Source organism: Pseudomonas sp. L-22-4S-12, assembly GCF_009799935.1.
GTDB lineage: Bacteria > Pseudomonadota > Gammaproteobacteria > Pseudomonadales > Pseudomonadaceae > Aquipseudomonas.
On sequence record NZ_WELL01000001.1, the window covers coordinates 47,184 to 68,711 of the forward strand.

The 21,528-nt window shown below is 68.1% G+C and carries 19 protein-coding genes; 10 read left to right on the forward strand and 9 right to left on the reverse strand.

Annotated elements, in window-relative coordinates:
* Positions 1-19 precede the first annotated feature (19 nt).
* From F3I16_RS00230 to F3I16_RS00245, 4 genes are all read right to left on the reverse strand, one after another.
* Entirely contained in the window at positions 20-454 is a 435-nt protein-coding gene (locus tag F3I16_RS00230; RefSeq protein WP_160078097.1) for a CBS domain-containing protein, read from the reverse strand.
* A 114-nt stretch (positions 455-568) separates the two neighbouring features.
* A complete protein-coding gene (gene creC / locus F3I16_RS00235) occupies positions 569-1,993 on the reverse strand; it encodes a two-component system sensor histidine kinase CreC (protein ID WP_160491795.1) in 1,425 nt (474 codons plus the stop codon).
* A complete protein-coding gene (gene creB / locus F3I16_RS00240) occupies positions 1,993-2,673 on the reverse strand; it encodes a two-component system response regulator CreB (RefSeq protein ID WP_160491796.1) in 681 nt (226 codons plus the stop codon). Before creB ends, creC begins: the two co-directional genes overlap by 1 nt.
* Before the next feature lie 74 nt (positions 2,674-2,747).
* Entirely contained in the window at positions 2,748-3,992 is a 1,245-nt protein-coding gene (locus F3I16_RS00245) for an HD-GYP domain-containing protein (protein WP_160491797.1), read from the reverse strand.
* Positions 3,993-4,159: 167 nt separating this feature from the next.
* Here F3I16_RS00245 and F3I16_RS00250 point away from each other — a divergent pair, with 167 nt between their 5' ends.
* The 5 genes from F3I16_RS00250 (at position 4,160) to F3I16_RS00270 (ending at position 11,581) form a co-directional block, all read left to right on the forward strand.
* A complete protein-coding gene (locus tag F3I16_RS00250; RefSeq protein WP_160491798.1) occupies positions 4,160-5,110 on the forward strand; it encodes an acyltransferase in 951 nt (316 codons plus the stop codon).
* Positions 5,111-5,146: 36 nt separating this feature from the next.
* Positions 5,147-6,523: an ATP-dependent RNA helicase DbpA gene (gene dbpA, locus F3I16_RS00255; protein WP_160491799.1), complete on the forward strand. Its 1,377-nt coding sequence runs from the start codon at positions 5,147-5,149 to the stop codon at positions 6,521-6,523.
* 121 nt (positions 6,524-6,644) lie between these two features.
* Positions 6,645-7,880: a diguanylate cyclase domain-containing protein gene (locus tag F3I16_RS00260; RefSeq protein ID WP_160491800.1), complete on the forward strand. Its 1,236-nt coding sequence runs from the start codon at positions 6,645-6,647 to the stop codon at positions 7,878-7,880.
* Between the two features lie 191 nt (positions 7,881-8,071).
* The gene (gene yccS, locus F3I16_RS00265; RefSeq protein WP_160491801.1) at positions 8,072-10,264 is read left to right on the forward strand and encodes a YccS family putative transporter; all 2,193 of its coding nucleotides are present in this window, start codon (positions 8,072-8,074) and stop codon (positions 10,262-10,264) included.
* A 132-nt stretch (positions 10,265-10,396) separates the two neighbouring features.
* Positions 10,397-11,581 (forward strand): NAD(P)/FAD-dependent oxidoreductase, encoded by a 1,185-nt coding sequence (locus F3I16_RS00270; RefSeq protein ID WP_160491802.1) that lies wholly within the window; start codon positions 10,397-10,399, stop codon positions 11,579-11,581.
* A 102-nt stretch (positions 11,582-11,683) separates the two neighbouring features.
* On the opposite strand, the gene F3I16_RS00275 is transcribed toward F3I16_RS00270, so the two are convergent.
* Complete coding sequence (locus F3I16_RS00275) at positions 11,684-12,487, reverse strand: ABC transporter substrate-binding protein (RefSeq protein ID WP_160491803.1); 804 nt, start codon at positions 12,485-12,487, stop codon at positions 11,684-11,686.
* 354 nt (positions 12,488-12,841) lie between these two features.
* Here F3I16_RS00275 and F3I16_RS00280 point away from each other — a divergent pair, with 354 nt between their 5' ends.
* Entirely contained in the window at positions 12,842-14,638 is a 1,797-nt protein-coding gene (locus F3I16_RS00280) for a 7TM diverse intracellular signaling domain-containing protein (protein WP_160491804.1), read from the forward strand.
* Positions 14,639-14,692: 54 nt separating this feature from the next.
* On the opposite strand, the gene F3I16_RS00285 is transcribed toward F3I16_RS00280, so the two are convergent.
* On the reverse strand, positions 14,693-15,550 hold the full coding sequence (locus tag F3I16_RS00285) for an HDOD domain-containing protein (protein WP_256670046.1): 858 nt from the start codon (positions 15,548-15,550) through the stop codon (positions 14,693-14,695).
* Between the two features lie 260 nt (positions 15,551-15,810).
* Here F3I16_RS00285 and F3I16_RS00290 point away from each other — a divergent pair, with 260 nt between their 5' ends.
* The gene (locus F3I16_RS00290; protein ID WP_160491805.1) at positions 15,811-16,263 is read left to right on the forward strand and encodes a GNAT family N-acetyltransferase; all 453 of its coding nucleotides are present in this window, start codon (positions 15,811-15,813) and stop codon (positions 16,261-16,263) included.
* Between the two features lie 181 nt (positions 16,264-16,444).
* Here F3I16_RS00290 and F3I16_RS00295 read toward each other — a convergent pair whose 3' ends face one another.
* Positions 16,445-17,197 carry an ABC transporter substrate-binding protein gene (locus F3I16_RS00295; RefSeq protein ID WP_160491806.1) on the reverse strand — a complete coding sequence of 251 codons (753 nt, stop codon included), beginning with the start codon at positions 17,195-17,197 and terminating at the stop codon, positions 16,445-16,447.
* A 107-nt stretch (positions 17,198-17,304) separates the two neighbouring features.
* Here F3I16_RS00295 and F3I16_RS00300 point away from each other — a divergent pair, with 107 nt between their 5' ends.
* Positions 17,305-17,775 carry a GreA/GreB family elongation factor gene (locus F3I16_RS00300; RefSeq protein ID WP_160491807.1) on the forward strand — a complete coding sequence of 157 codons (471 nt, stop codon included), beginning with the start codon at positions 17,305-17,307 and terminating at the stop codon, positions 17,773-17,775.
* 10 nt (positions 17,776-17,785) lie between these two features.
* On the opposite strand, the gene F3I16_RS00305 is transcribed toward F3I16_RS00300, so the two are convergent.
* Positions 17,786-18,826, reverse strand: a complete 1,041-nt coding sequence (locus F3I16_RS00305; protein ID WP_160491808.1) for a cyclic nucleotide-binding domain-containing protein — start codon at positions 18,824-18,826, stop codon at positions 17,786-17,788.
* Between the two features lie 245 nt (positions 18,827-19,071).
* Entirely contained in the window at positions 19,072-19,581 is a 510-nt protein-coding gene (locus F3I16_RS00310) for a YgjP-like metallopeptidase domain-containing protein (RefSeq protein ID WP_160491809.1), read from the reverse strand.
* A 216-nt stretch (positions 19,582-19,797) separates the two neighbouring features.
* Here F3I16_RS00310 and F3I16_RS00315 point away from each other — a divergent pair, with 216 nt between their 5' ends.
* On the forward strand, positions 19,798-21,021 hold the full coding sequence (locus F3I16_RS00315; RefSeq protein ID WP_160491810.1) for a PAAR domain-containing protein: 1,224 nt from the start codon (positions 19,798-19,800) through the stop codon (positions 21,019-21,021).
* Positions 21,022-21,028: 7 nt separating this feature from the next.
* Positions 21,029-21,520 carry a hypothetical protein gene (locus F3I16_RS00320; protein ID WP_160491811.1) on the forward strand — a complete coding sequence of 164 codons (492 nt, stop codon included), beginning with the start codon at positions 21,029-21,031 and terminating at the stop codon, positions 21,518-21,520.
* The last annotated feature ends 8 nt before the right edge of the window (positions 21,521-21,528 follow it).

Consider the following 21,528-nt stretch of genomic DNA (forward strand, 5'->3'; position numbering starts at 1 on the left):
AGCAGGAGGCAGATCCGGTTTATTCGCCGCGGATGTACTGCTCCAGCTGCTGGATCAGGCTGGCCTGCTCGGCGATGGTCTGCTTGACCAGGTCGCCGATCGACAGCAGGCCGATCAGCTCGCCCTCGGCCAGCACCGGCAGGTGGCGCAGGTGGCGGTCGGTCATCAGCTGCATGCACTGCTGGGTGGTATGCCGCGGACCGACGGTGATCACGTCGGCGGTCATGATCTCGCGCACCTTGGCGCTGAAGGCCGAGCGCTCCAGCAGGGCCACCTTGCGTGCATAGTCGCGCTCGCTGACGATCCCGGCCAGGCGGCCGTTCTCCAGCACCACCAGGGCGCCGATGCCCTTTTCCGCCATCAGTTGCATGGCGGCGAGCACCGAGTCGTCGGGCGCCACGCTGTAGACGAGGGCATGCGGCTTGGATCTGAGGATTTCGGCTACGGATTTCATGCGGATCGTGCTCCCTGGGTTTTAGCTAGATGTTGTAGCAGAGCCGGCGCCATTCAACGACCCCCGCCAGGCGCCAGCGCCTCGCCGAGTGATCCAGGCGCCGCTTTGCCGCGGCTAGGCCGGCGGCAGCAGCAGGCTCACGACCACCCCGCCGTCGGCATTGCCGACGTGCAATTCGCCGCCGTGCAGCTGGGCCACTTCCTGCACGAAGTTCAGCCCCAGGCCGGTGCTCTTGCGCCCGCTGGCCGGGCGCGGCAGCGAGTAGAAGCGCTCGGTCAGGCGCGCCAGCGCGTACTCGGGAATGGCCGGCCCCTGGTTGTACAGGCGCAGCGCCAGGCGGCCGTCCTGCATTTCGGCGCTGAACTGCAGCAGGCCGCCGGGCGGGGTGAAGTCGAGGGCGTTATCCAGCAGGTTGGCGATGGCCTGGCGCAGCAGGAAACGCTCGCCGCTGACCGCCAGCCCGGCGGCGATGCGGTTGTCCAGCCGCAGGCCGGCCGCCTCGATGCGTGCCGCCTGGCCGCGCAGCAGTTCCTCGACCAGCTCGCGCAGGGCCACCGGCACACGCTCCTCCAGGCCCTGGCGCTGTTCGACCAGGGCCAGGTTGAGCAGGCGCTCGATCAGCTGTTGCAGGCGCGCGCCCTCGCTGGCGATATTGGCCACGAAACGCTGGCGCTGCTCGGCCGGCATCTCGCCTTCGAGCAGCTCGGCGGCGCCACGGATGGCCGCCAGCGGGCTCTTCAGCTCGTGGGTCAGGGTGTGCACGTACTGCTCGACATAGGCCTTGCCCTCCAGCTCGGTGCGCATCTTCTGCACCGCCGTCGCCAGCTGGGTCAGCTCGCCGCCGCGCAGGGCCGGCAGCTCGGCGCGCTGGCCCTGGCTGACCGCCTGGGCGTAGCGGGTGAGCTTGCGCAGCGAGCCGCTGAGCCACCAGGACAGCACCCCGCCGATCAGCAGGCCGAGGCCGATCAGGCCGGCGCCGAGCCAGCCGAGGCGGCGCTGCGAACGCTCGATATAGGGCTGCAGCGACTTGTTCGGCTTGGCCACCGAGACCACGCCGATGATGTGCTCGCCGTCCCGGATCGGCGCGGCCACGTACATCACCGAGCTGTCCTCGTCGGCCGGGTCCTCGCGGGTCGAGCGGGCGCCGTACTGGCCGCGCAGGGTCAGGTAGACATCGTTCCAGCGCGAATAGTCCTGGCCCAGGGCCACGCCGCTGGAGTCGAGCAGGACGATGCCGCGGTCATCGGTGACATAGATGCGGTGGTTGACCGCACTCTTTTCCACGCCCCAGATCTGCGCCTGCGGCTGGCGCTGGCCGTAGGCCTTGAGCAGCGCGGGCAGGCGGCTCTGCGCCAGACTGCCGGCCTTGACCTCGTCGCGCAGGATCTCGGCCAGCAGGTTGGCGGTGTCGACCAGGGTTTCCTCGGTGCTCTGCCGTACCCCAGGGCGGATCTCGTCCATCACCGTGCTCAGCACGAACCAGCCGGCCAGGCCGACGAAGAGGAAGTAGACCAGGAAGATCCGGACGCCGAGCGGCATCAGACCAGCCTCAGGCTGTAGCCCAGCCCCCGATGGGTCTGGATCGGTTCGGCATCGGCGGCCACCTGGCGCAGCTTGGCGCGCAGGCTCTTGATGTGGCTGTCGATGTTGCGCTCGTAGCCGGCATCCGCCGCCACGCCGACGCCATCGAGCAGCTGCTCGCGGGAGAACACCCGCTCCGGCTGGCCGAGCAGGGTCTGCAGCAGGCGGAACTCGTGACGGGTCAGGCCGAGCAGCTGGCCGTGGTAGTGGATCTGCACCCGCGCCTCGTCCAGCAGGAACGGCCCGCGCGGTGCACTGGCCGGCTCGACGGTGCGCGGCGCCATGCGCTTGAGGATGGCCTTGACCCGCGCCGCCACCTCGCGCGGGCTGAACGGCTTGACCACATAGTCGTCGGCGCCGATCTCCAGGCCGACCACCCGATCGATCTCGGCGTCGCGCGCGGTGAGGAAGATCACCGGCACCTCGGAGAAACGCCGCAGGCGCTTGCAGGCCTCGAAGCCGCTGATGTCGGGCAAACCGACATCGAGGATCAGCAGATCCGCCGGGCTGCGCTGCTGGAACGCCAGGGCCGCCTCGGCCAGTTGCAGCCAGGTGGTCGCATAGCCCTCGGCCTGCAGGGCATAGATGAGGGTATCGGCGATCGCCGCTTCGTCTTCGACTATCAGGATGTGCGACATGGCGTCCGTGCGGGCAAGGGCTGTAGGCGGCAACGGTGCCGCAGCGCCGCGCACAGGTCAATCCACCACGCGGCTCAGTCGAAATGCGAGCCCTTGCGCGCCGGGAGGCCCGACCAGAGCTCCTCGAGGTTCTTGAAGCCCCAGTCCTCGGCCGACTCGCGCCCGACTATCTTGTCGCGGCCGGCCAGCTTGGCCAGGTCGAGCACTTCCTGGACGATCGGCACCCTGGAGCGGGCGGAGAAGAACACCTTGACCCGCGGCGTCAGCAGCGACTTCTCGTGCTGTTCCATGACCACCCCGAGGCGGCCGCTTTCCAGGCGCACCAGGGCGCCGACCGGGTAGATGCCGACCGCCTTGACGAAGGCCTGGAACAGCTTGTCGTCGAAGTGGCCCTTCCACTCGGCCATCTTGCGGATCGCCTCGGCCGGGTCCCAGCCCAGCTTGTACGGGCGATCCGAGGTGATCGCGTCGTACACGTCGCAGATCGCGCCCATGCGGGCGAACAGGCTGATCTGCTCGCCGAGCAGGCGATGGGGGTAGCCGCTGCCGTCGTACTTCTCGTGGTGGTGCAGGCACACGTCGAGCACCAGCGCACTGACCTGCGGGATGGCGCGCAGCATCTGGCCGCCGGCCTGCGGGTGGCCGCGCATGGTGCCGAACTCGGCATCGGTGAGCTTGCCCGGCTTGTTGAGGATGGCATCGGGGATGGCCATCTTGCCGATGTCGTGCAGCAGCCCGGCCATGCCCGCCTCGCGCACCTGCGCCTCGGCCAGGCCGAGCTGGCGGGCCAGGGCGATCATCAGCGCGCACACCGCCACCGAGTGCATGTAGGTGTATTCGTCGCTGGTCTTCAGCCGCGCCAGGCTGATCAGCGCATCGGGGTGGCGCAGCACCGAGTCGGCGATGTCCTCGACCAGCCCGCCGGCATTGGCCAGCTCCACCGCCTGGCCCATGCGCACGGCGCTGAACATCTCGACCACCGCCGCCCTGGATTGCGCGCACAGGCGCAGGGCGCGCGACACTTCCTGCGCCAGGTCGACCCGCGCCGGGGCGCTCTTGCTCTCCACGGCCAGCAGGCGCGCCTCGGTTTCCGCCGCGACCTCCGCCACCGTGCGGCTGCGCTGGCCGGGCGCCAGGTCGATCCCGCGGCTGACGTCGATCCACACTTCGCCGATCTCGCTGGCGTGGATGCGCAGCAGGTCGCGGTCGTTGTCGAGCAGGAAGCGCCCCTTCCAGAACGGGTGGTCCATCCAGGAGCCGCAGAATTCGTGGATATACATACCGAGGCACAACTCGGAGACCGCAATACGTTTCAGCACGATGGACGTTGACCGCAGGGGTGGGGGTGTCTGCCGCCATCATAGGCGAGGCTGCGGACTAAAGGCCGATTGGCATCAGCCGGGGCGTGCCCGGTATCGGGGCATGCGCACAGCCGGCAGACGGACGGTTATGATGGCGCCACTTCCCCTGGCGACCGGGACTTGCCATGCGTCGACTGCTTCGTGCCGGCAGCATCATCCTGCTGCTCCTGCTCAATACCCTGATCCTGATCGGCCCGCTGCTGCTGATCGCCCTGCTCAAGCTGGCCGCGCCCAACCGGCGCCTGCGCAACCGCTGCTCGCGCGGGGTGATGTGGGTCGCCGAGACCTGGGCGGAAATCGACAAGCTGATCTTCGCCCTGCTCACCCCCACCGTCTGGGATATCCGCGGCGGCGAGGGGCTGAGTGCGGAGCGTTCCTACCTGGTGGTGAGCAACCACCAGTCCTGGGTCGACATCCCGGCGCTGGTCCAGGCGTTCAACCGCAAGACGCCCTACTTCAAGTTCTTCCTCAAGCAGGAGCTGGTCTGGGTGCCGTTCCTCGGCCTGGCCTTCTGGGCGCTCGACTACCCCTTCATGAAGCGCTACTCCAAGGCCTACCTGGCCCGCAACCCGCACATGCAGGGCAAGGACCTGGAGATCACCAAGGCCGCCTGCGAACGCTTCAAGGACCTGCCGGTGACCGTGGTCAACTACCTGGAAGGCACCCGTTTCAGCCCGGCCAAGCAGGCCCGCCAGGGCTCGCCCTACCAGCACCTGCTCAAGCCCAAGGCCGGCGGCGTGGCCTTCACCCTGGCCGCGCTCGGCCCGCAGCTGGATGCCCTGCTCGACGTCACCCTGGTCTACCCCGGCAACCGCGCGCCCGGCTTCTGGGCGCTGATCAGCGGCCAGGTGGCGAAGATCATCGTCGACATCCGCACCCGCGAGCTGGACCCGGCGCTGTGGGCCGGCGACTACCAGAGCGACGCCGCATTCCGCCAGTCGGTGCAGGCCTGGGTCAGCCAGCTGTGGCAGGACAAGGACGCCCGCATCGGCCAGCTCAAGGCGCAGCTGCAGGCCCCGGGCGACGCACGGCAGGCCGCGGCGGATTTCCCGCGGGGCAGCGCCGGCGGCGCCTGATACACTGCGCGGCATTCCTATTTGCAGGTCCCCGCCGTGAACACCGCCTTCGCTTCCTTGCCCCTTTCCGCCGCCACCCTGGCCAACCTCGACGCCCTCGGCTATGCCGAGATGACGCCGATCCAGGCCCAGAGCCTGCCGGTCATCCTCAAGGGCCAGGACCTGATCGCCCAGGCCAAGACCGGCAGCGGCAAGACCGCGGCCTTCGGCATCGGCCTGCTGGCACCGCTCAACCCGCGCTTTTTCGGCTGCCAGGCGCTGGTGCTGTGCCCGACCCGCGAACTGGCCGACCAGGTGGCCAAGGAGCTGCGCCGCCTGGCCAGAGCCGGAGGCAACATCAAGATCCTCACCCTCTGCGGCGGCGTGCCGTTCGGCCCGCAGATCGGCTCGCTGGAGCACGGCGCCCACGTCATCGTCGGCACCCCGGGGCGCGTCCAGGAGCACCTGAAGAAGGGCACCCTCAAGCTCGACGGCCTCAACACCCTGGTGCTCGACGAAGCCGACCGCATGCTCGACATGGGCTTCTACGACAGCATCGCCGAGATCATCAACCAGACCCCGGCCAAGCGGCAGACCCTGCTGTTCTCCGCCACCTACCCGGCCGGCATCAAGCAGCTCAGCGCGAGCTTCATGCGCGACCCGCAGCAGGTCAAGGTCGAGGCCCTGCACGACGATGCGCAGATCGAGCAGCGCTTCTACGAGATCGCCCCGGAGCAGCGCATGGACGCCGTGCTCAGGCTGCTCGCCAGCTACCGCCCGGAATCCTGCGTGGCCTTCTGCTTCACCAAGCAGCAGTGCCAGGAACTGGTCGAGCACCTGACGGCCCACGGCATTTCCGCCGCCGCGCTGAACGGCGACCTGGAACAGCGCGACCGCGACCAGGTGCTGGCGATGTTCGCCAACCGCAGCCTGTCGGTGCTGGTGGCCACCGACGTGGCGGCCCGCGGCCTGGACATCGACGCCCTGGACATGGTGATCAACGTCGAACTGGCGCGTGACGCGGAGATCCATATCCACCGGGTCGGCCGTACCGGCCGCGCCGGCGCCAAGGGCCTGGCCATGAGCCTGGTGGCCCCGGCCGAAGGCCATCGCGCCCAGGCCATCGAGACCCTGCAGAAGAGCCCGCTGAACTGGCACCCGCTGGGCAGCCTCAAGGCCAAGGGCGGCGAGCCGCTGCAGCCGCCGATGGTCACCCTGTGCATCGCCGGCGGGCGCAAGGACAAGGTGCGCCCCGGCGACATCCTCGGCGCCCTCACCGGCGAGGCCGGCATCCCCGGCGCCCAGGTCGGCAAGATCGCCATCTTCGACTACCAGGCCTATGTCGCCGTGGAACGCGGCATCGCCAAGCAGGCGCTCAAGCGCCTCGGCGAAGGCAAGATCAAGGGCCGCTCGCTGCGCGTGCGCGTGCTCTAGGAACCGGCCCACTGTCTTTCCGCGTGCTGGCGAGATCGTGAACCGGCGCTAGGACAACGAGTCGCGTGCCTCGACGGGCGGCGTTGTGCCATCATCGGCGCCTGTCGTCATGGAGGTCGTCGTGCGCAATATCCTGGTAGTCGAAGACAGCCCGCTGGTACTGAAGATCCTCGAACACCTGTTCCGCCAGGAACCCCGGCTGCAGCCGCTGTTCTGCGCCTCCCTGGGCGAGGCCCAGGTGCTCCTGGAAACCTCGGCGAGCCTGTTCTTCGCCGCCATCGTCGACCTCAACCTGCCGGATGCGCCGGATGGCGAGATCGTCGACCTGGTGCTGCACTACCACCTGCCCTGCATCGTGCTGTCCGGGTCGTACAACGAGCAGCGCCGCGACGAGCTGCTGCTCAAGGGCGTGGTCGACTACGTGCTCAAGGAGAGCCAGCACTCCTACGAGTTCGCCTTCCGCCTGCTGCACCGCCTGGAGCGCAACAGCCAGGTGAAGATCCTGGTCGCCGAGGACTCCGAGGCCACCCGCCACTTCATCCGCCGCGTGCTCAGCCCGCACCAGTACCAGATCATCGATGCCGAGGACGGCAACGAGGCGCTGCGCATCCTCCACGAGCAGCCGGACATCGACCTGTTCCTGGTCGACCACAGCATGCCGGGCATCAGCGGCTTCGACCTGGTCAAGCTGCTGCGGCAGAAGATGAAGCGCCACGAGCTGATCATCCTCGGCCTGTCCGCCGACGCCAAAGGCTCGCTCAGCGCCAAGTTCATCAAGCACGGCGCCGACGACTTCCTGCGCAAGCCGTTCTGCCCGGAAGAGCTCAACTGCCGGGTGATGTCGACCCTGGAACGGCGCGACATGCTGCACGCACTGAAGCAGGCGGCGCTGTTCGACTCGCTGACCGGCCTGTACAACCGCCGTGCCTTCTACGAACAGGGCGAGCAGCTGTTCCTGCAGGCCCAGCGCGGCGGCCAGCCGCTCAGCGTGGCGATGCTCGACCTGGACTTGTTCAAGGCGATCAACGACGAGTACGGCCACGCCAGCGGCGACACCGCCCTGGTCGGCTTCGCCCGCTGCCTGCGCGAGGCCTTGCCCGACACCCTGCTCGGCCGCCTCGGCGGCGAGGAGTTCGCCCTGGTCAGCCACCTCGACGGCCCCGGCCTGGCGGCCGGCCTCGACCAGCTGCGCGCCACCTGCGCCCAGCTCAGGTACGCCGCGGGCGCGCCGCCGCTGTCGTTCAGCGCCGGGATCTACCACGGCGCCCCGGACGACCTGGAAAGCCTGCTGCACCAGGCCGACATCCGCCTGTACCAGGCCAAGCGCAGCGGCCGCGGGCGCACCCTGCACAACTGAGTTCCCCGGCCGGCACGGCTCGCGCAAGCGAGGCTGAAGCCGGGCCCGGCCAGCGGCCGATCAGCGCCCACAAGCGGCTGCTATTTTTAAGTGAGCGGTCGCTAGAATGGTGCCTTGGCGCCGCCAACCACCGTCTTTTTTCCTGTCACCCCCATCCACTGTTCGATCACCCGGCGGGTAGCCGTTCGCCCATGCCTTCATCGCTGAATCTGACCCTGCGCAGCCTGTGGGCGCGCGAAAAGTTCACCTACGGGATCCGCGTGTTCATCGCCCTGGCCGGCTCCATGGCGCTGTGCTGGTACCTGGACCGCATCGCCTTCGTCATCCCGCTGTTCCTCGGCTGCATCGCCAGCGCCCTGGCCGAGAGCGACGACCACTGGCGCGGCCGCCTGCAGGCGCTGCTGGTGACCCTGGCCTGCTTCGCCGCCACTGCCACCGCGGTGCAGCTGCTGTTCCCCTACCCCTGGCTGTTCGGCGCCGGCCTGGCCCTGGCGGCCTTCGCCATGACCCTGCTCGGCGGCATCGGCGAACGCTATGCGGCGGTGGCCTCGGCCACCCTGATCCTGGCGATCTACACCGCCATCGGCCTGGAACACCGCGGCGGCGCCCTGGGCAGCTTCTGGCAGGAGCCGCTGCTGCTGATCGCCGGCGCCGCCTGGTACGGCCTGCTCGGGGTGATCTGGAGCGTGCTGTTCAGCCAGCAGCCGGTGCAGCAGGCGCTGGCGCGGGTGTTCATCGAGCTGGGCGCCTACCTGCGCCTGAAGGCCTCGCTGTTCGAGCCGCTGCGTCAGCTCGACGTGGAGGGCCGGCGCCTGCAGCTGGCGCAGCAGAACGGCCGGGTGGTCAGCGCGCTGAACCAGGCCAAGGAAATCATCCTCAACCGCATGAGCCGTAAGCGCAGCGGGCAGAAGACCAACCGCTACCTCAAGCTGTACTTCATCGCCCAGGACATCCACGAGCGCGCCAGCTCCTCGCACTACCCGTACAACGCCCTGGCCGAGGCCTTCTTCCACAGCGACGTGATGTTCCGCTGCGGCCGCCTGATCAGTCAGCAGGGCAAGGCCTGCCAGGCCCTCGGCACGGCCATCCGCATGCGCCAGCCGTTCGACTACAACGACAACAGCCAGGCCATGGCCGACCTCGACACCTCGATGACCTACCTGCGCGAGCAGAACAACCCGGCCTGGCGCCGCCTGCTGCGCTCGCTGAACGCCCTGGCCGGCAACCTGGCCACCCTGGAACGCAAGCTGGCCAGCGCCAGCAACCCGGACGCCCTGGCCGACGAGCAGGACAGCAGCCTGCTCGACCGCTCGCCGCAGAGCCTGAAGGACGCCTTCGAGCGCCTGCGCCTGCACTTCTCGCCGACCTCGCTGGTGTTCCGCCATGCCGTGCGCCTGTCCGTGGCCCTGGCCGCCGGCTACGGCCTGCTGCACTGGGTGCACCCGCAGCAGGGCTACTGGATTCTGCTGACCACCCTGTTCGTCTGCCGGCCCAGCTACGGCGCCACCCGCCTGCGCCTGGTGCAGCGGGTCGGCGGCACCGTGCTCGGCCTGGTCGCGGGCTGGGCGCTGATCAGCCTGTTTCCCGAGCCCCTGCTGCAGTCGCTGTTCGCCGTGGTCGCCGGGGTGGTGTTCTTCACCAACCGGGTCGACCGCTATACCCTGGCCACCAGCGCCATGACCCTGGTGGTGGTGCTGTGCTTCAACCAGGTCAGCGACGGCTATGCGCTGATCTGGCCGCGCCTGGTGGATACCCTGCTGGGCACGCTGATCGCCGGTCTGGCGGTGTTCTTCATCCTGCCGGACTGGCAGGGGCGCAAGCTCAACCAGGTGCTGGCCAACACCCTGAGCAGCAACGGCCGCTACCTGCTGCAGATCATGCAGCAGTACGAGTCCGGCAAGCGCGACGACTTGAGCTACCGCCTGGCCCGGCGCAACGCGCACAACGCCGACGCGGCGCTGTCGACCACCCTGTCCAACATGCTCATGGAGCCCGGCCACTTCAGGAAGGACGCCGAGACCGGCTTCCGCTTCCTGGTCCTGTCGCACACCCTGCTCAGCTACCTGTCCGGCCTCGGCGCGCACCGCGAGAGCCTGGCCGACGATGCCAGCGACGCCCTGCACGACCGCGCCGTGGCGCACATCAGCGCGACCCTCGAAGACATCGCCGGCTGCCTGCGCGACAACCGCCCGGTGGCGGTGTACAGCGAGACCGACCAGGCCCTGGCCGAGGAGCTGGAACAGCTGCCCGAGGAAATGGACGAAGGCCACCGCCTGGTGCAGGTACAGCTCGGCCTGATCTGCCGCCAGCTGGCCCCGCTGCGCACCCTGCTCGCCCACCTGCAGCAACGGCAACCGGAAGCGGCGCCGGCCAAGGCGGCCTGAGCGGTGGGAGCGGCCTGACCGCGATGGGGCCGGCTTCGCGGCCAAGGCAGCGCCCACCCAGCGGCAAAGCCTACGGAGCGGCGCCCACTCCGCTAGAATGCGCGCCTTTGCGACTTACCCGAGGTTCAGCCCGTGTCCTTCTTCCCGGTCATCATCATTGGCGCCGGCGCCGCCGGCCTGATGTGCGCCGCCCAGGCGGGCGCACGCGGGCGCCAGGTACTGCTGCTCGACCACGCCAACAAGCCGGGCAAGAAGATCCTCATGTCCGGCGGCGGGCGCTGCAACTTCACCAACATGTACAGCGAGCCGGGCAACTTCCTCTCCGGTAACCCGCACTTCTGCAAGTCGGCCCTGGCCCGCTACACGCAGTGGGACTTCGTCGAACTGGTGGTCAAGCACGACGTGCCCTACCACGAGAAGAAGCTCGGCCAGCTGTTCTGCGACCGCAAGGCCAGCGACATCCTCACCCTGCTGCTGACCGAGTGCGACCAGGCCGGCGTCGACCTGCGCCTGGATACCAAGATCGAGCAGATCGACAAGCTCGATGCCGGCTACCGCCTGCTGACCAGCGCCGGCAGCTTCGACTGCGAGTCGCTGGTGATCGCCACCGGCGGCCTGTCCATCCCCACCCTCGGCGCCACGGGCTTCGGCTACCAGGTGGCGCGCCAGTTCGGCCACCAGCTGCTGCCGACCCGCGCCGGCCTGGTGCCCTTCACCATCACCGAGCCGCAGCTGAAAGAGCTGTGCACGGAGCTGTCCGGCACTTCGGTGGAGGATTGCCTGGTCAGCTGCAACGGGCAGAGCTTCAAGGAGAACATCCTGTTCACCCACCGCGGCCTCAGCGGCCCGGCGATCCTGCAGATCTCCTCCTACTGGCAGCCGGGCGACAGCGTGCAGATCAACCTGCTGCCGCATATCGACCTGCCCGAGTGGCTGGCCGAGCAGCAGCGCGAGCGGCCCAACAGCGAGCTGAAGACCCTGCTCGCCGAGCTGTTCACCAAGAAGATGGCCGGCCTGCTGGCCGAGCAGTGGTTCGTCTCCAAGCCGCTCAAGCAGTACACCCCGGCCGAACTGAACGCGGTGGCCGCGCGCCTGGCCGAGTGGACGCTGGTCCCGGCCGGCACCGAGGGCTACCGCACCGCCGAAGTCACCCTCGGCGGGGTGGACACCCGCGAGGTGTCGTCGAAGACCATGGAATCGCTGAAATCGCCGGGGCTGTACTTCATCGGCGAGGTGCTGGATGTCACCGGCCACCTCGGCGGCTTCAACTTCCAGTGGGCCTGGGCCTCGGCCCATGCGGCCGCGCAGTACGTCTGAAGCCGGCCGCGTGGACGGAGAAGCCGGCCGGTGCAGCACCGGTGGCTTCACCTGCCCCCGGACGCTGAGCTCCGCGCGGCATGCAGACCGTCCCGGCCCATGCTACTGATCTGCACCATTCTCGCCGCCAGCATGAGGCTGCTCATCTGCGGTCATTGGTGGCGGCACCCCGGGCAGCCACTTGTGATAGATGGCGGCGAAGCTGCCGTCGGCCTTTATCGCCTCCAGCTCGCGCTGCCAGCGAGCGATCAGCGCATCGTCGGTGCCCAGGGAAAAGGCGATATAGCTGTCGCTATGCATGAAGTTGAACAGCAACTGCACCTCGTCCCGCGGGATGTCGCCCACGGCCAGCATGGCGTCGAGGCTGAGGTCATCCAGCACCATCAACTTGACCCGGCCCTGCTTGAGCATGCTCATCATCTGCAACGGGTTGGTCACCGGGTTAAGGTTGCTGAAGCCCTCGGCCACCAGGCGCTGATGGCTGTACCAGTCCCGCGGTATGGCGATCTCGTGGAAGGTGCGGGCCTGTTCCAGGCTGTTGATGTTGATGGCGGCGCTGCGCAGGGCATAAAAGCCGGTGACACTGCGGGTCAACGGGCCGACCCATTTGAACAGCGATTCCCGCTGTTCGGTGCGCATGGTGATGAACAGCCCGGTGTTGGGCCGCGTACGCGCCTGCCAATAGCCGCGGGTCCAGGGCACCACCTCGATCGGCGCCTGCTCGCCGGTGCGGCGCATGATCTCGCGCACCACCTCGGTGGCCAGGCCGACCGGCGCGCCGTTGTCACTGAAGTTGATCGGCGGCGACTCCTCGGTGTACAGCCGCAGCGACTCGGCCTGCACCGCCCCGCACAGACACAGGGCCAGCAGCAAGCCGGGCACAGCGCGCCAGCAGCGAACCAGCATACAAGTCCCCTCATCATGCGCCGCGATTCTCTCAGCTTAGCCTGACACTAGCGCGCGGCTGCAACCGTTCAAGACGCCGGGATGATGCCCAGCATCACATCGAAACGCGCCACCCGCTCGCCGATCCGCCCGTTCGGCAGCACGCAGGGCACGAGCAGCCGCGAGCTGAAGACCCTGCCGCAGAGTGCGCCATGCGCAGATCAGCCCTGGCGCGCACGGCGCAGCCGACAGAGGGGAAAACGCTCGCCGCCGAACAAAAGCCCTGAAATTCGTGGGGTAAGGCTGGGCAGCCCTATTGGCACTCTGCCACTATTGGCGGATGGCGCCGCGCGGCGCAGAAAACCGAGTCATCCGATGCCTGGCGCCCGTCACTTTCCTTCGCTGCCCCTGCTGATCCTGTTCGCCCTGCTGCTGGGCCTGCTGGCGTCGCCCGCCAGGGCCGCCCTGGTGCTGCACGACGACAGCCCGCCCCAGAACCTGCACGGCCAGGTCGACTACCTCGCCGACCCCGCAGGCCGGCTGCAACTGCCGGCCCTGCTCGCCAGCCCCGAGGCTTTTCGCAGCAGCGCGACGCGCCGCGACCTGGGCTTCGGCTATGTCCACGGCGCCATCTGGCTGCGCCTGCAGGTCGAGTCCGCGGCCAGCCAGGCGCGCGACTGGCGCCTGGAACTCGGCTATCCCTCGCTGGACCGGGTCGACCTCTACGATGTCGGCCAGGACGGCGTGCGCCACAGCCAGGCCGGCGACATGCTGCCCTTCGCCCAGCGCAGCGTCGGCAACCGCAACCCGGTGTTCGACCTGCACCTGCAGCCCGGCGAGCGCCGCACCCTGTACCTGCGCGCCAGCTCCGAGGGCAGCATGACCCTCGGCGCCACCCTCTATTCGCGCACCGCCCACGAGCAGCACAGCCTCCAGGGCTACGTGGTGCAGGCGCTCTACGGCGGCACCCTGTTCGCCCTCGGCTGCTACAACCTGCTGCTGTTCCTCGCCCTGCGCGAGCGCCCGTTCTTCTACTACGTGCTGTTCGTCGGCGTGTTCGCCATCGGCATCCTCGGCCTCAACGGCTTCGGCGCGCAGTTCCTCTGGCCGCAGGCCGGCTGGTGGACCAACCGCGCCCTGCCGTTCGGCATCAGTGCCGCGGCCGCCATCGGCATCCTCTTCGCCCGCAGCTTCCTCGACACCCGGCAGTGGCTGCCGCGCGGCGACCGCTGGCTGCGCCTGGCCTTCCTCGTCGTCGCCTGCTGCGCCCTGGCCACCCTGCTGCTGCCGGTGCAGCTGGCGCTGCAGACCATGTCGATTTCCGGCATTGCCATGTGCCTGAGCCTGCTCGCCACCGCCTTCGTCTGCCTGCGCAACCGCGTGCCCGGCGCCGGCATCTTCGCCCTGGCCTGGAGCATGCTGCTCGGCGGCGCGCTGCTGCTGGCGCTGCGCAACTTCGCCCTGATCCCGTCGAACTTCTTCACCATCTACGCCATGCAGATCGGCTCGTCGCTGGAGATGATCCTGCTGTCCTTCGCCCTCGCCGCGCGCTTCAACGAGCTCAAGCGGCAGAAGGAACAGGCCCTGCAGCAGCACGAGAAGCAGCTGGAGCAGCGCGTGGCCGAACGCACCGAGGCCCTGGAGGACGCCAACCAGCGCCTGCGCGGCCTGGCCATGAAGGACCCGCTCACCGGCCTGGCCAACCGCACCGCCCTGCAGGCCCAGCTGGAGCTGGCCATCCGCCGCTCGCACCGGCGCCAGGAGCTGCTGGCGGTGATGCTGATCGACCTCGACGGCTTCAAGCCGATCAACGACCAGCACGGCCATGCCCTCGGCGACCAGGTGCTCGCCGAGATCGCCAGCCGCCTGCAGCGCTGCGCCCGCGAGACCGACCTGCCGGCGCGCCTGGGCGGCGACGAGTTCGTCCTGGTCTGCGAGACCGTCAGCTCGCCCGAGCAGGCCGAGCAGGTAGCGCTGCGGATTCTCGAACAGCTGCGCCGGCCCATCGAACTGGAACAGCTGAGCGTGCAGGTCGGCGCCAGCATCGGCATCGTCCTCAGCTGCGGCGAGGACAGCGGCACCCTGCTGATCCGCCGCGCCGACGCCGCCATGTATGCGGCCAAGGCCGCCGGGCGCAACCGCGTGCAGCTGCATGAGAGCAGCCCGGCCTGAACCCCGGCCAGTCGTCTGGGGGGCGCGGTGTGAGCCGTCGGGCCAGTCGCCGGCTCAGAGCAGGGTCGCCGCGATCGCCTGGATGTCCGCCTGGTGCTCGACCAGCAGTGCCAGCTCGCCCTCGGCGCTGACCCCGTTGAGCGGCGGCAGCAGCTTGCGGTAGGCAGCCAGCGTCACCAGCGGCGGCAGCTCGGCTTGCGGGTTCTGCTGCTTGATCGCGTGGAACAGGGCCAGGTTGATCAGGTCCACCAGGTCCAGCCCGTGCCCGGTGCTGAAGCCCCAGTTGCCGGCCTGGCGGATCACCCCGATGTATTCCTCGTCCACCGCCCACTTCTTCAGCACTATCACCCCCAGCGACTTGCTGTACTCGCGGCACAGCTTGTAATACAGCTCGCTGGAGGGGATCGCCGCCTCGTCCTTGAACGCCGAGAGCACCGCCAGGGTACCCACCTCGCTGAGCAGGCTGGCCAGCAGCGCATGCTCCGGCGCGACCTGGCCGAGCAGGCGGGCCAGCTGGGCGCAGGTGCCGGCCTTGAACGCCAGGCGCTGCCAGACTTCGACGAACAGGCGCTTGTGCGCCGGGCTGTGCAGGGTGAACAGGCTCTTGATGCTGTGCAGCATGGTGATCCGGTCGACCTCGGCCAGGCCGAGCAGGACGATCACCTCCTGCAGGGTCCTGGGCGCCTGCGCGTGCCGGTACAGCGCGCAACAGGCATGCTTCATCAGCAGCGCACTGAGCGCCGGGTCGCGGCCGATCAGGCGCACCAGCGCCGGCAGGCCGACCCGCTCGTCACCCAGCGCCCGGCGGATATCCAGGGTCAGGGCCGGCAGACTGGGCAACTGCTCCTCGCCCTGCATCAGCTGCGAGACCACCTGCCGGTAGATCGAATAATCGGATGCCTGGTTCAGCAATGCGCACCTCCATGTCCCCCGCTGCAGTGTAGGTGGCACCGGGCCACTGGCGAGGCCGGCAAACGATTCCACCCGCTGGACAGGCCCCGGCCGAATCCGTAGCTTCGCCTCAACCGCCCCGGGTCATGGCCGGGAGCCAGGGCTTGCCATCCATGAACTCTCCCCCCACAAATAGTGGGCAAAGCTTCTGACCTACCCCTGCCGTCGGTGGGTCCGGTTAAAACCCGCCCTTGATCTGAGCCCCAGCAAAAGCCATTGCCATGCCCATCACCTGGATCATCAAGCACCACGCCGAGCTCACCACCCGCGAGCTCTATGCCCTGCTCGCCCTGCGCACCCGGGTGTTCGTGGTCGAGCAGAACTGCCCCTACCTGGAAGTCGACGGCCAGGACCTGCTCGGCGAGACCTGCCACCTGCTGGCCTGGAGCGGCGAGACGCTGCTGGCCTACCTGCGCCTGCTCGACCCGGCGCGGCATGCCGGCGAGGTGGTGATCGGCCGCGTGGTGATCGCCGCCGAGGCCCGCGGCAGTGGCCTCGGCCATGAGCTGATGACGCGCGCCCTGCAGGCCTGCGCCGAGCGCTGGCCGGGGTTGCCGCTGTACCTGTCGGCCCAGGCCCATCTGCAGGGCTACTACGCGCGCCACGGCTTCGCCCCGGTCACCGCGCCGTACCTGGAAGACGACATCCCGCATATCGGCATGCGCCGCGGCTGAGCGCGCCGGCTGCGCCGAGCTTATGCGCCTGCGCGACTAGCCGAGGCAACGGGATGCCGGCGGCGCCCAACTGTCGATGCGCCGCACTGCCCCGTAGGAGCGGCTTTAGCCGCGAAGGGTGCCCGGCTGGCGACGGCGGTTCGCGGCCAAAGCCGCTCCGGCGCGGGACACACCCAGCTAGTTAGTCCGGCATTTCCTGCCCCGGCAGCCAGCGCTGATAGATCGCCGCGAAAGTGCCATCGGCCTTCATCTGGTCGAGGGCGCCCTGCCACTCGGCGATCAGCGCGTCATCGGCGCTCGGGGAGAAGGCGATGTAGGCGTAGGTGCGCAGAAAGCTGTGCAGCAGCTCGACATCCTCCGGCTTGAGTTCGCCGAGGGCCAGCAGGCTTTCCAGGGTCACGTTGTCGGCCACCACCAGCGGCACGCGGCGGTGGCGCAGCATGGTCATCATCTGCTTCGGCCCCATCACCCCGTACAGGTTGGGCAGCCCCTTGGCCTGCAGCGTCTGGTAGCTGTACCACTGGCGGGGCGCGGCGATGATGCCGGCCTGGCGCGCATCCTCCAGGCTGGCGATGTGCAGGCCGGAGCCCTTGAGCGCGTAGAAGCTGGTGACCCCGACGATGATCGGCCCGACCCACTTGAACAGGTGCTCGCGCTCGGCGGTGCGCATGGTCACGAACAGCCCGCTATTGGCCTCGACCTGCGCGACCTGGTAGCCCCGCGCCCAGGGCACGATGCTGATCCGTGCCTGCTGCCCGGTACGCCGCAGGATCTCCTGCACCACCTCGACGCCCAGGCCGGTCGGCTGGCCGTCGCGGCTGAAGTTCAGCGGCGGGTACTCCTCGGTGTACAGCTGCAGCGGGGCAGCCGCCACGGCACCGGCGCAGCACAGGGCCAGCCCGCACAGCAGACGGCGCCAAGGGAAATGGGCCATCGGGACAACCTCGCGACAGGTCTTCGCAGTTTAGCCGAACTCGCAGGCGCAAGACCCCGACCCGCGCGGCCTGTTAACCTGCACGCCCGCACACAGCCCTGCCGACCATGGACAAGACCCTGCTGCAACAACAGGTGTGCGCGCACCTGGAGGCCGATCTGGCCCTGGCCATCCGCGCCGCGCAGACCGCCCACGAGGCGGCCACGCACGAGGAGAACATCGCCGAGAACAAGTACGACACCCTCGGCCTGGAGGCCGCGTACCTGGCCGCCGGGCAGGCGCGCCGGGTCGAGGAGATCCGCCAGGCGCTAAAGGCCTGGCAGGCCCTGCCGATGCGCGACTACGACGAGGTGCAGGGCATCGGGCTCGGCGCCCTGGTATCCCTGCGCAGCGCCGAGGGCCGCCAGCAGTGCCTGTTGCTCGGCCCGGACGGGGCCGGCCTGAAGCTGCCGGGGGCCGAGGGCGAGATCATGCTGATCACCCCGCGCGCGCCGCTCGGCCAGCAGCTGCTCGGCCTGGGCGTGGGCGACGAGGTCGGCAGCGGCGCGCAGCGCTGGACCATCGTCCGCGTACGCTGAGGCCACCAACTCAGGCCGCCAGCGGCTCGTCGAGCAGGTAGGCGTCGAAGCCCAGCTGGTTGAGCAGATGCACCGCCAGCTCGCTGCGGATGCCGCCTTCCGGGGTCACCACGTAGCTGGTGTTGCGGTCCAGGCTGTCGGCGTGGGTGCGCAGGTTGGCCACCGGCAGGTTGAGGCTCTCCGGCTGGTGGCCGAGGCGGTATTCCAGGGCCAGGCGCACATCCAGCAGCAGGTACTTGCGGCTGCCCTGCTGGCTCAGGCGCGCCAGCTCGTCGCGGTTGATCTGCGGGATCAGCGTCGGCCGCACCAGTTCGACGAAATCCTCGCGGTGCAGGCGCGCCAGTTCGCCGGCCTCGAGCATGGTCACGCTGGCCGAGCGCACCGCGCCACTGATCAGCGCCTCCTCGCCGAAGAAGTCGCCTTCGCCCAGGGTCAGCGCCGGCTGCTCGTTGTAGGCAGAAGGCAGGGTGATGCTCGCCCGGCCGCGCTTGATCACATAAAAATGCTCGCCAGGCTCGCCGTAGCTGACCACGCGCTGGCCGGCCTCGACCTCGACATAGTCGAAGCGCGCCAGCAGCGCATGCAGGTGCGACGGCGCCAGGCGGCCGAACAGCGGCGTGCGGAGCAGGCGGGCCAGCCAGTCCTCGTCGGCCTGCTCCTCGACCATGCCGCCGAGGCTGCTGACCTGGTAGGCCGCCTCCTGGCTCCAGCCGAGCAGCCGTTCAAGCAGCTGGTGCTCCACGGCGAACAGGCTGACATCGGTCAGCGCCTTGACCGTGGCCGGGTTGGGCTGGCTGCCGTTGAGCGGCAGGTGCGCCTGCGGCGAGCCGCCTTCGAAGGTTTGCCGGGCCGGGCCGGCATCCACCGCCACCTTGCCGCTCAGCAGGTAGTACTGCGCCAGCGAGCGCTCGCCCTTGTGCAACAGCAGGGTGCCGGCCGGGCGCTGCAGGTATTGCAGGCTGGCATGCAGCTGCTGGCGGTAGTGGGGGGTGAGGAAATCCATCGGGCTGTAGCTGCCCAGTTGTTCGAAGCTGAGCGGGACGCTGCTCATGGTCTTGCCTCCGGGCAAAACGCGACCCTGCGTGACGGGATTTCCCTTGCAGCTGCATGTCTTCACCTTAGCCTGCGCCGGCCGCGGCGGCACGCGCGCTGGTCGGGCAGTTCCAGGCGCTCTTGTCGGCGAATAAAAAAGCCATCCGCTTCAACAAGTTGCACACAATTGCCGGGGATGGATCTGTGGATAACAGGGGGATGACCGGCTGCAGAGCAGGCCGGTCGCGGCCTGCGCCGCACTGTTCAGTTTTTGTCCGATGTGCTCGGCAGATCGCGCCAGGTCAGGTACACGCGCAGGTCGAACTCCAGCTGGTGGTAGCCGGGCAGCATGTACTCGCAGAGCTTGTAGAAGGCCTTGTTGTGCTCGTATTCCTTCAGGTGCGCCAGCTCGTGCACCACGATCATCTGCAGGAACTCCGGCGCCGCCTCCTTGAACAGCGCGGCCACGCGAATCTCCTTCTTCGCCTTGAGCTTGCCGCCCTGCACCCGTGATACCGCCGTGTGCAGGCCGAGGGCACGGTGGGTCAGGTCGAGGCGGTTGTCGTAGAGCACCTTGTCGATCGCCGGTGCGCTGCGCAGGTGCTGCTGCTTGAGGTCGAGGACGTATCCGTACAGCGCCTTGTCGCTCTGGATCTGGTGGCGCTGCGGGTAGCGCTGGCTCAGGTAATCGCCCAGGCGCCCGGCGGCGATCATCTGCTGCACCTGATCCTGCAGTTGCTGGGGATAGGCCTTGAGGTACTTGAGCGGGGTCATGGGGCGCACTGCGGGGAAACCAGGCGCCAGTTTAACTCGCGACGCCGCCGCCATGAGCCCAGGACTGCGCGCGAGTAGCAGGAAAACTGCGCAACTCGTTGCGCAACCTGCACGCCGGCAGTGAGCGATCGCATAAAACCCGCTGGCAACGCTGGCCGCACGAGGCGCAGTGCGGCACTGTCTGCAGCCCTACACATGCCGATAAGGAGATTGGCCATGTCCGGCAAACCCGCCGCCCGCGTATCCGACACCGACGCCTGTCCCCTCCCCGGCCACGGGCCAAACCCGGTGGTGGTCGGTTCGCCCAATGTACTGATCAACAACCTGCCCGCGGCCAGGGTCGGCGATGCGACCGCCTGTGGCGACGCCATCACCGTCGGCATCCCGACCATCCTGATCAACGGCATGCCGATCGCCCACCTGGGCAGCGCCACCGCTCACGGCGGTGTGATCATTTCTGGTTCAGGCAATGTGCTGGTTGGCAGCTCCGGCGGCGGAGCACCGATAAGCCCGGTGGGGCCGCTGCAGATTGGTGGGGCGATAGCCGCCGTGGCGGCAACGGCAAGTGCACTACTCGCCGACGACTCGGGGAACATCCAGTTCGATGAACAGCTGCGACTGCAGGCACCAAATGGCCAGCCTTATTCGCTGCTACCTTACACTCTGACTCTTGAAGACGGCAGCCAGCTTAACGGCACCACCGATGCTGAAGGCAAGACCCAGCGCATTCAAACCACCAGCCCCCAGACCATTACGCAGATAGCCCTGAAACCACCGAGCGACGCTACTCCCTGCTGTGCCAGGCACACTGGGCAGCAGAGCAGCACCGGGCGGATCGTCGAACTCCAGGCCGTGAAGACCAACCCACAACAACTCGGCAGTTCCGTGCATAGCGTGACCCTGGATGGCGAGTCACGCCCACTGACCAGCGGTGAAATCGCCATGGCTCGCTCGATTTTCAAAGACGCCATCGACTACACCAAGGTCAAGGTGCATCGCGATGAATACCTGCCGTTCGGACTGCAGCCAGACAACACCGCGATGACGCCCAACGGTGAGCTTTACTTCAACCCGGCCTATTTCCAGGAAGACTTCTCCAGCGCCAAGCAGGATGAGTACAAGCACTGGTTCATGCACGAGATGGTTCATGTCTGGCAGCACCAGCTGGGTTACTGGGTCAAGCTGCATGGCATGCTGCTGCACCCTGGCAGTCTCTGGGGACTGCTGGGCGACCCGTACCAATACACTCTGGATGCCACGAAAAAGTTGCATGACTACAACATGGAACAACAGGGCGACATCATCGCCGACCACTATGCCCTCTCCAACGGCCTCAGCGCGTTATCGAATAGCGGGCGCCAAGTGCGTGACCGTAGCCTGTTCAACCTGGTACTAGCCGACTTTCTCAAGGATCCCAGCAATGCCAACGCTCTCCCTTAAGTGGCTGATGCTGGTCAGCCTGAGCCTGTTCAGTCTCAGCAGTCAGGCCATGTCGCGCCTGTTCGATGGCGACGCCAAGGTCTGGATCGCCAATGATCGGCTGTGTTTCGGTGGGACCGAGTTCAAGTCAGCGGGGCTGTTCTTCAACCGCACGCTCAAGGTCGATGCAGGCCAGGTCGTGGTGCATGCCATCCAGGTGACCGGGGCCGGCCCCGGCTCGTACTGGGCAATTAGTGCGACAGGCCCGGAGCATGCACTGCCGATCACCAGCAACACCTGCATTGCCTATGGCGAGCGCATTGCGCACTTCAATCCAAGCCAAGCAGCCAAGCCCCTGACGGATGGCCTGTACAGCGTGATACTGGGCGGATCCGATCTGAAGAGCGGCAATCGCGCCACGTTCTACCAAAACTTCTGCCTGCAACACAGCGACAGCGAGCGCAGGGTGACGGCGGCGCATTACGACAAGAGTGCCCGGCAATGGGTCTGCTCGCCGTGATACCCGGG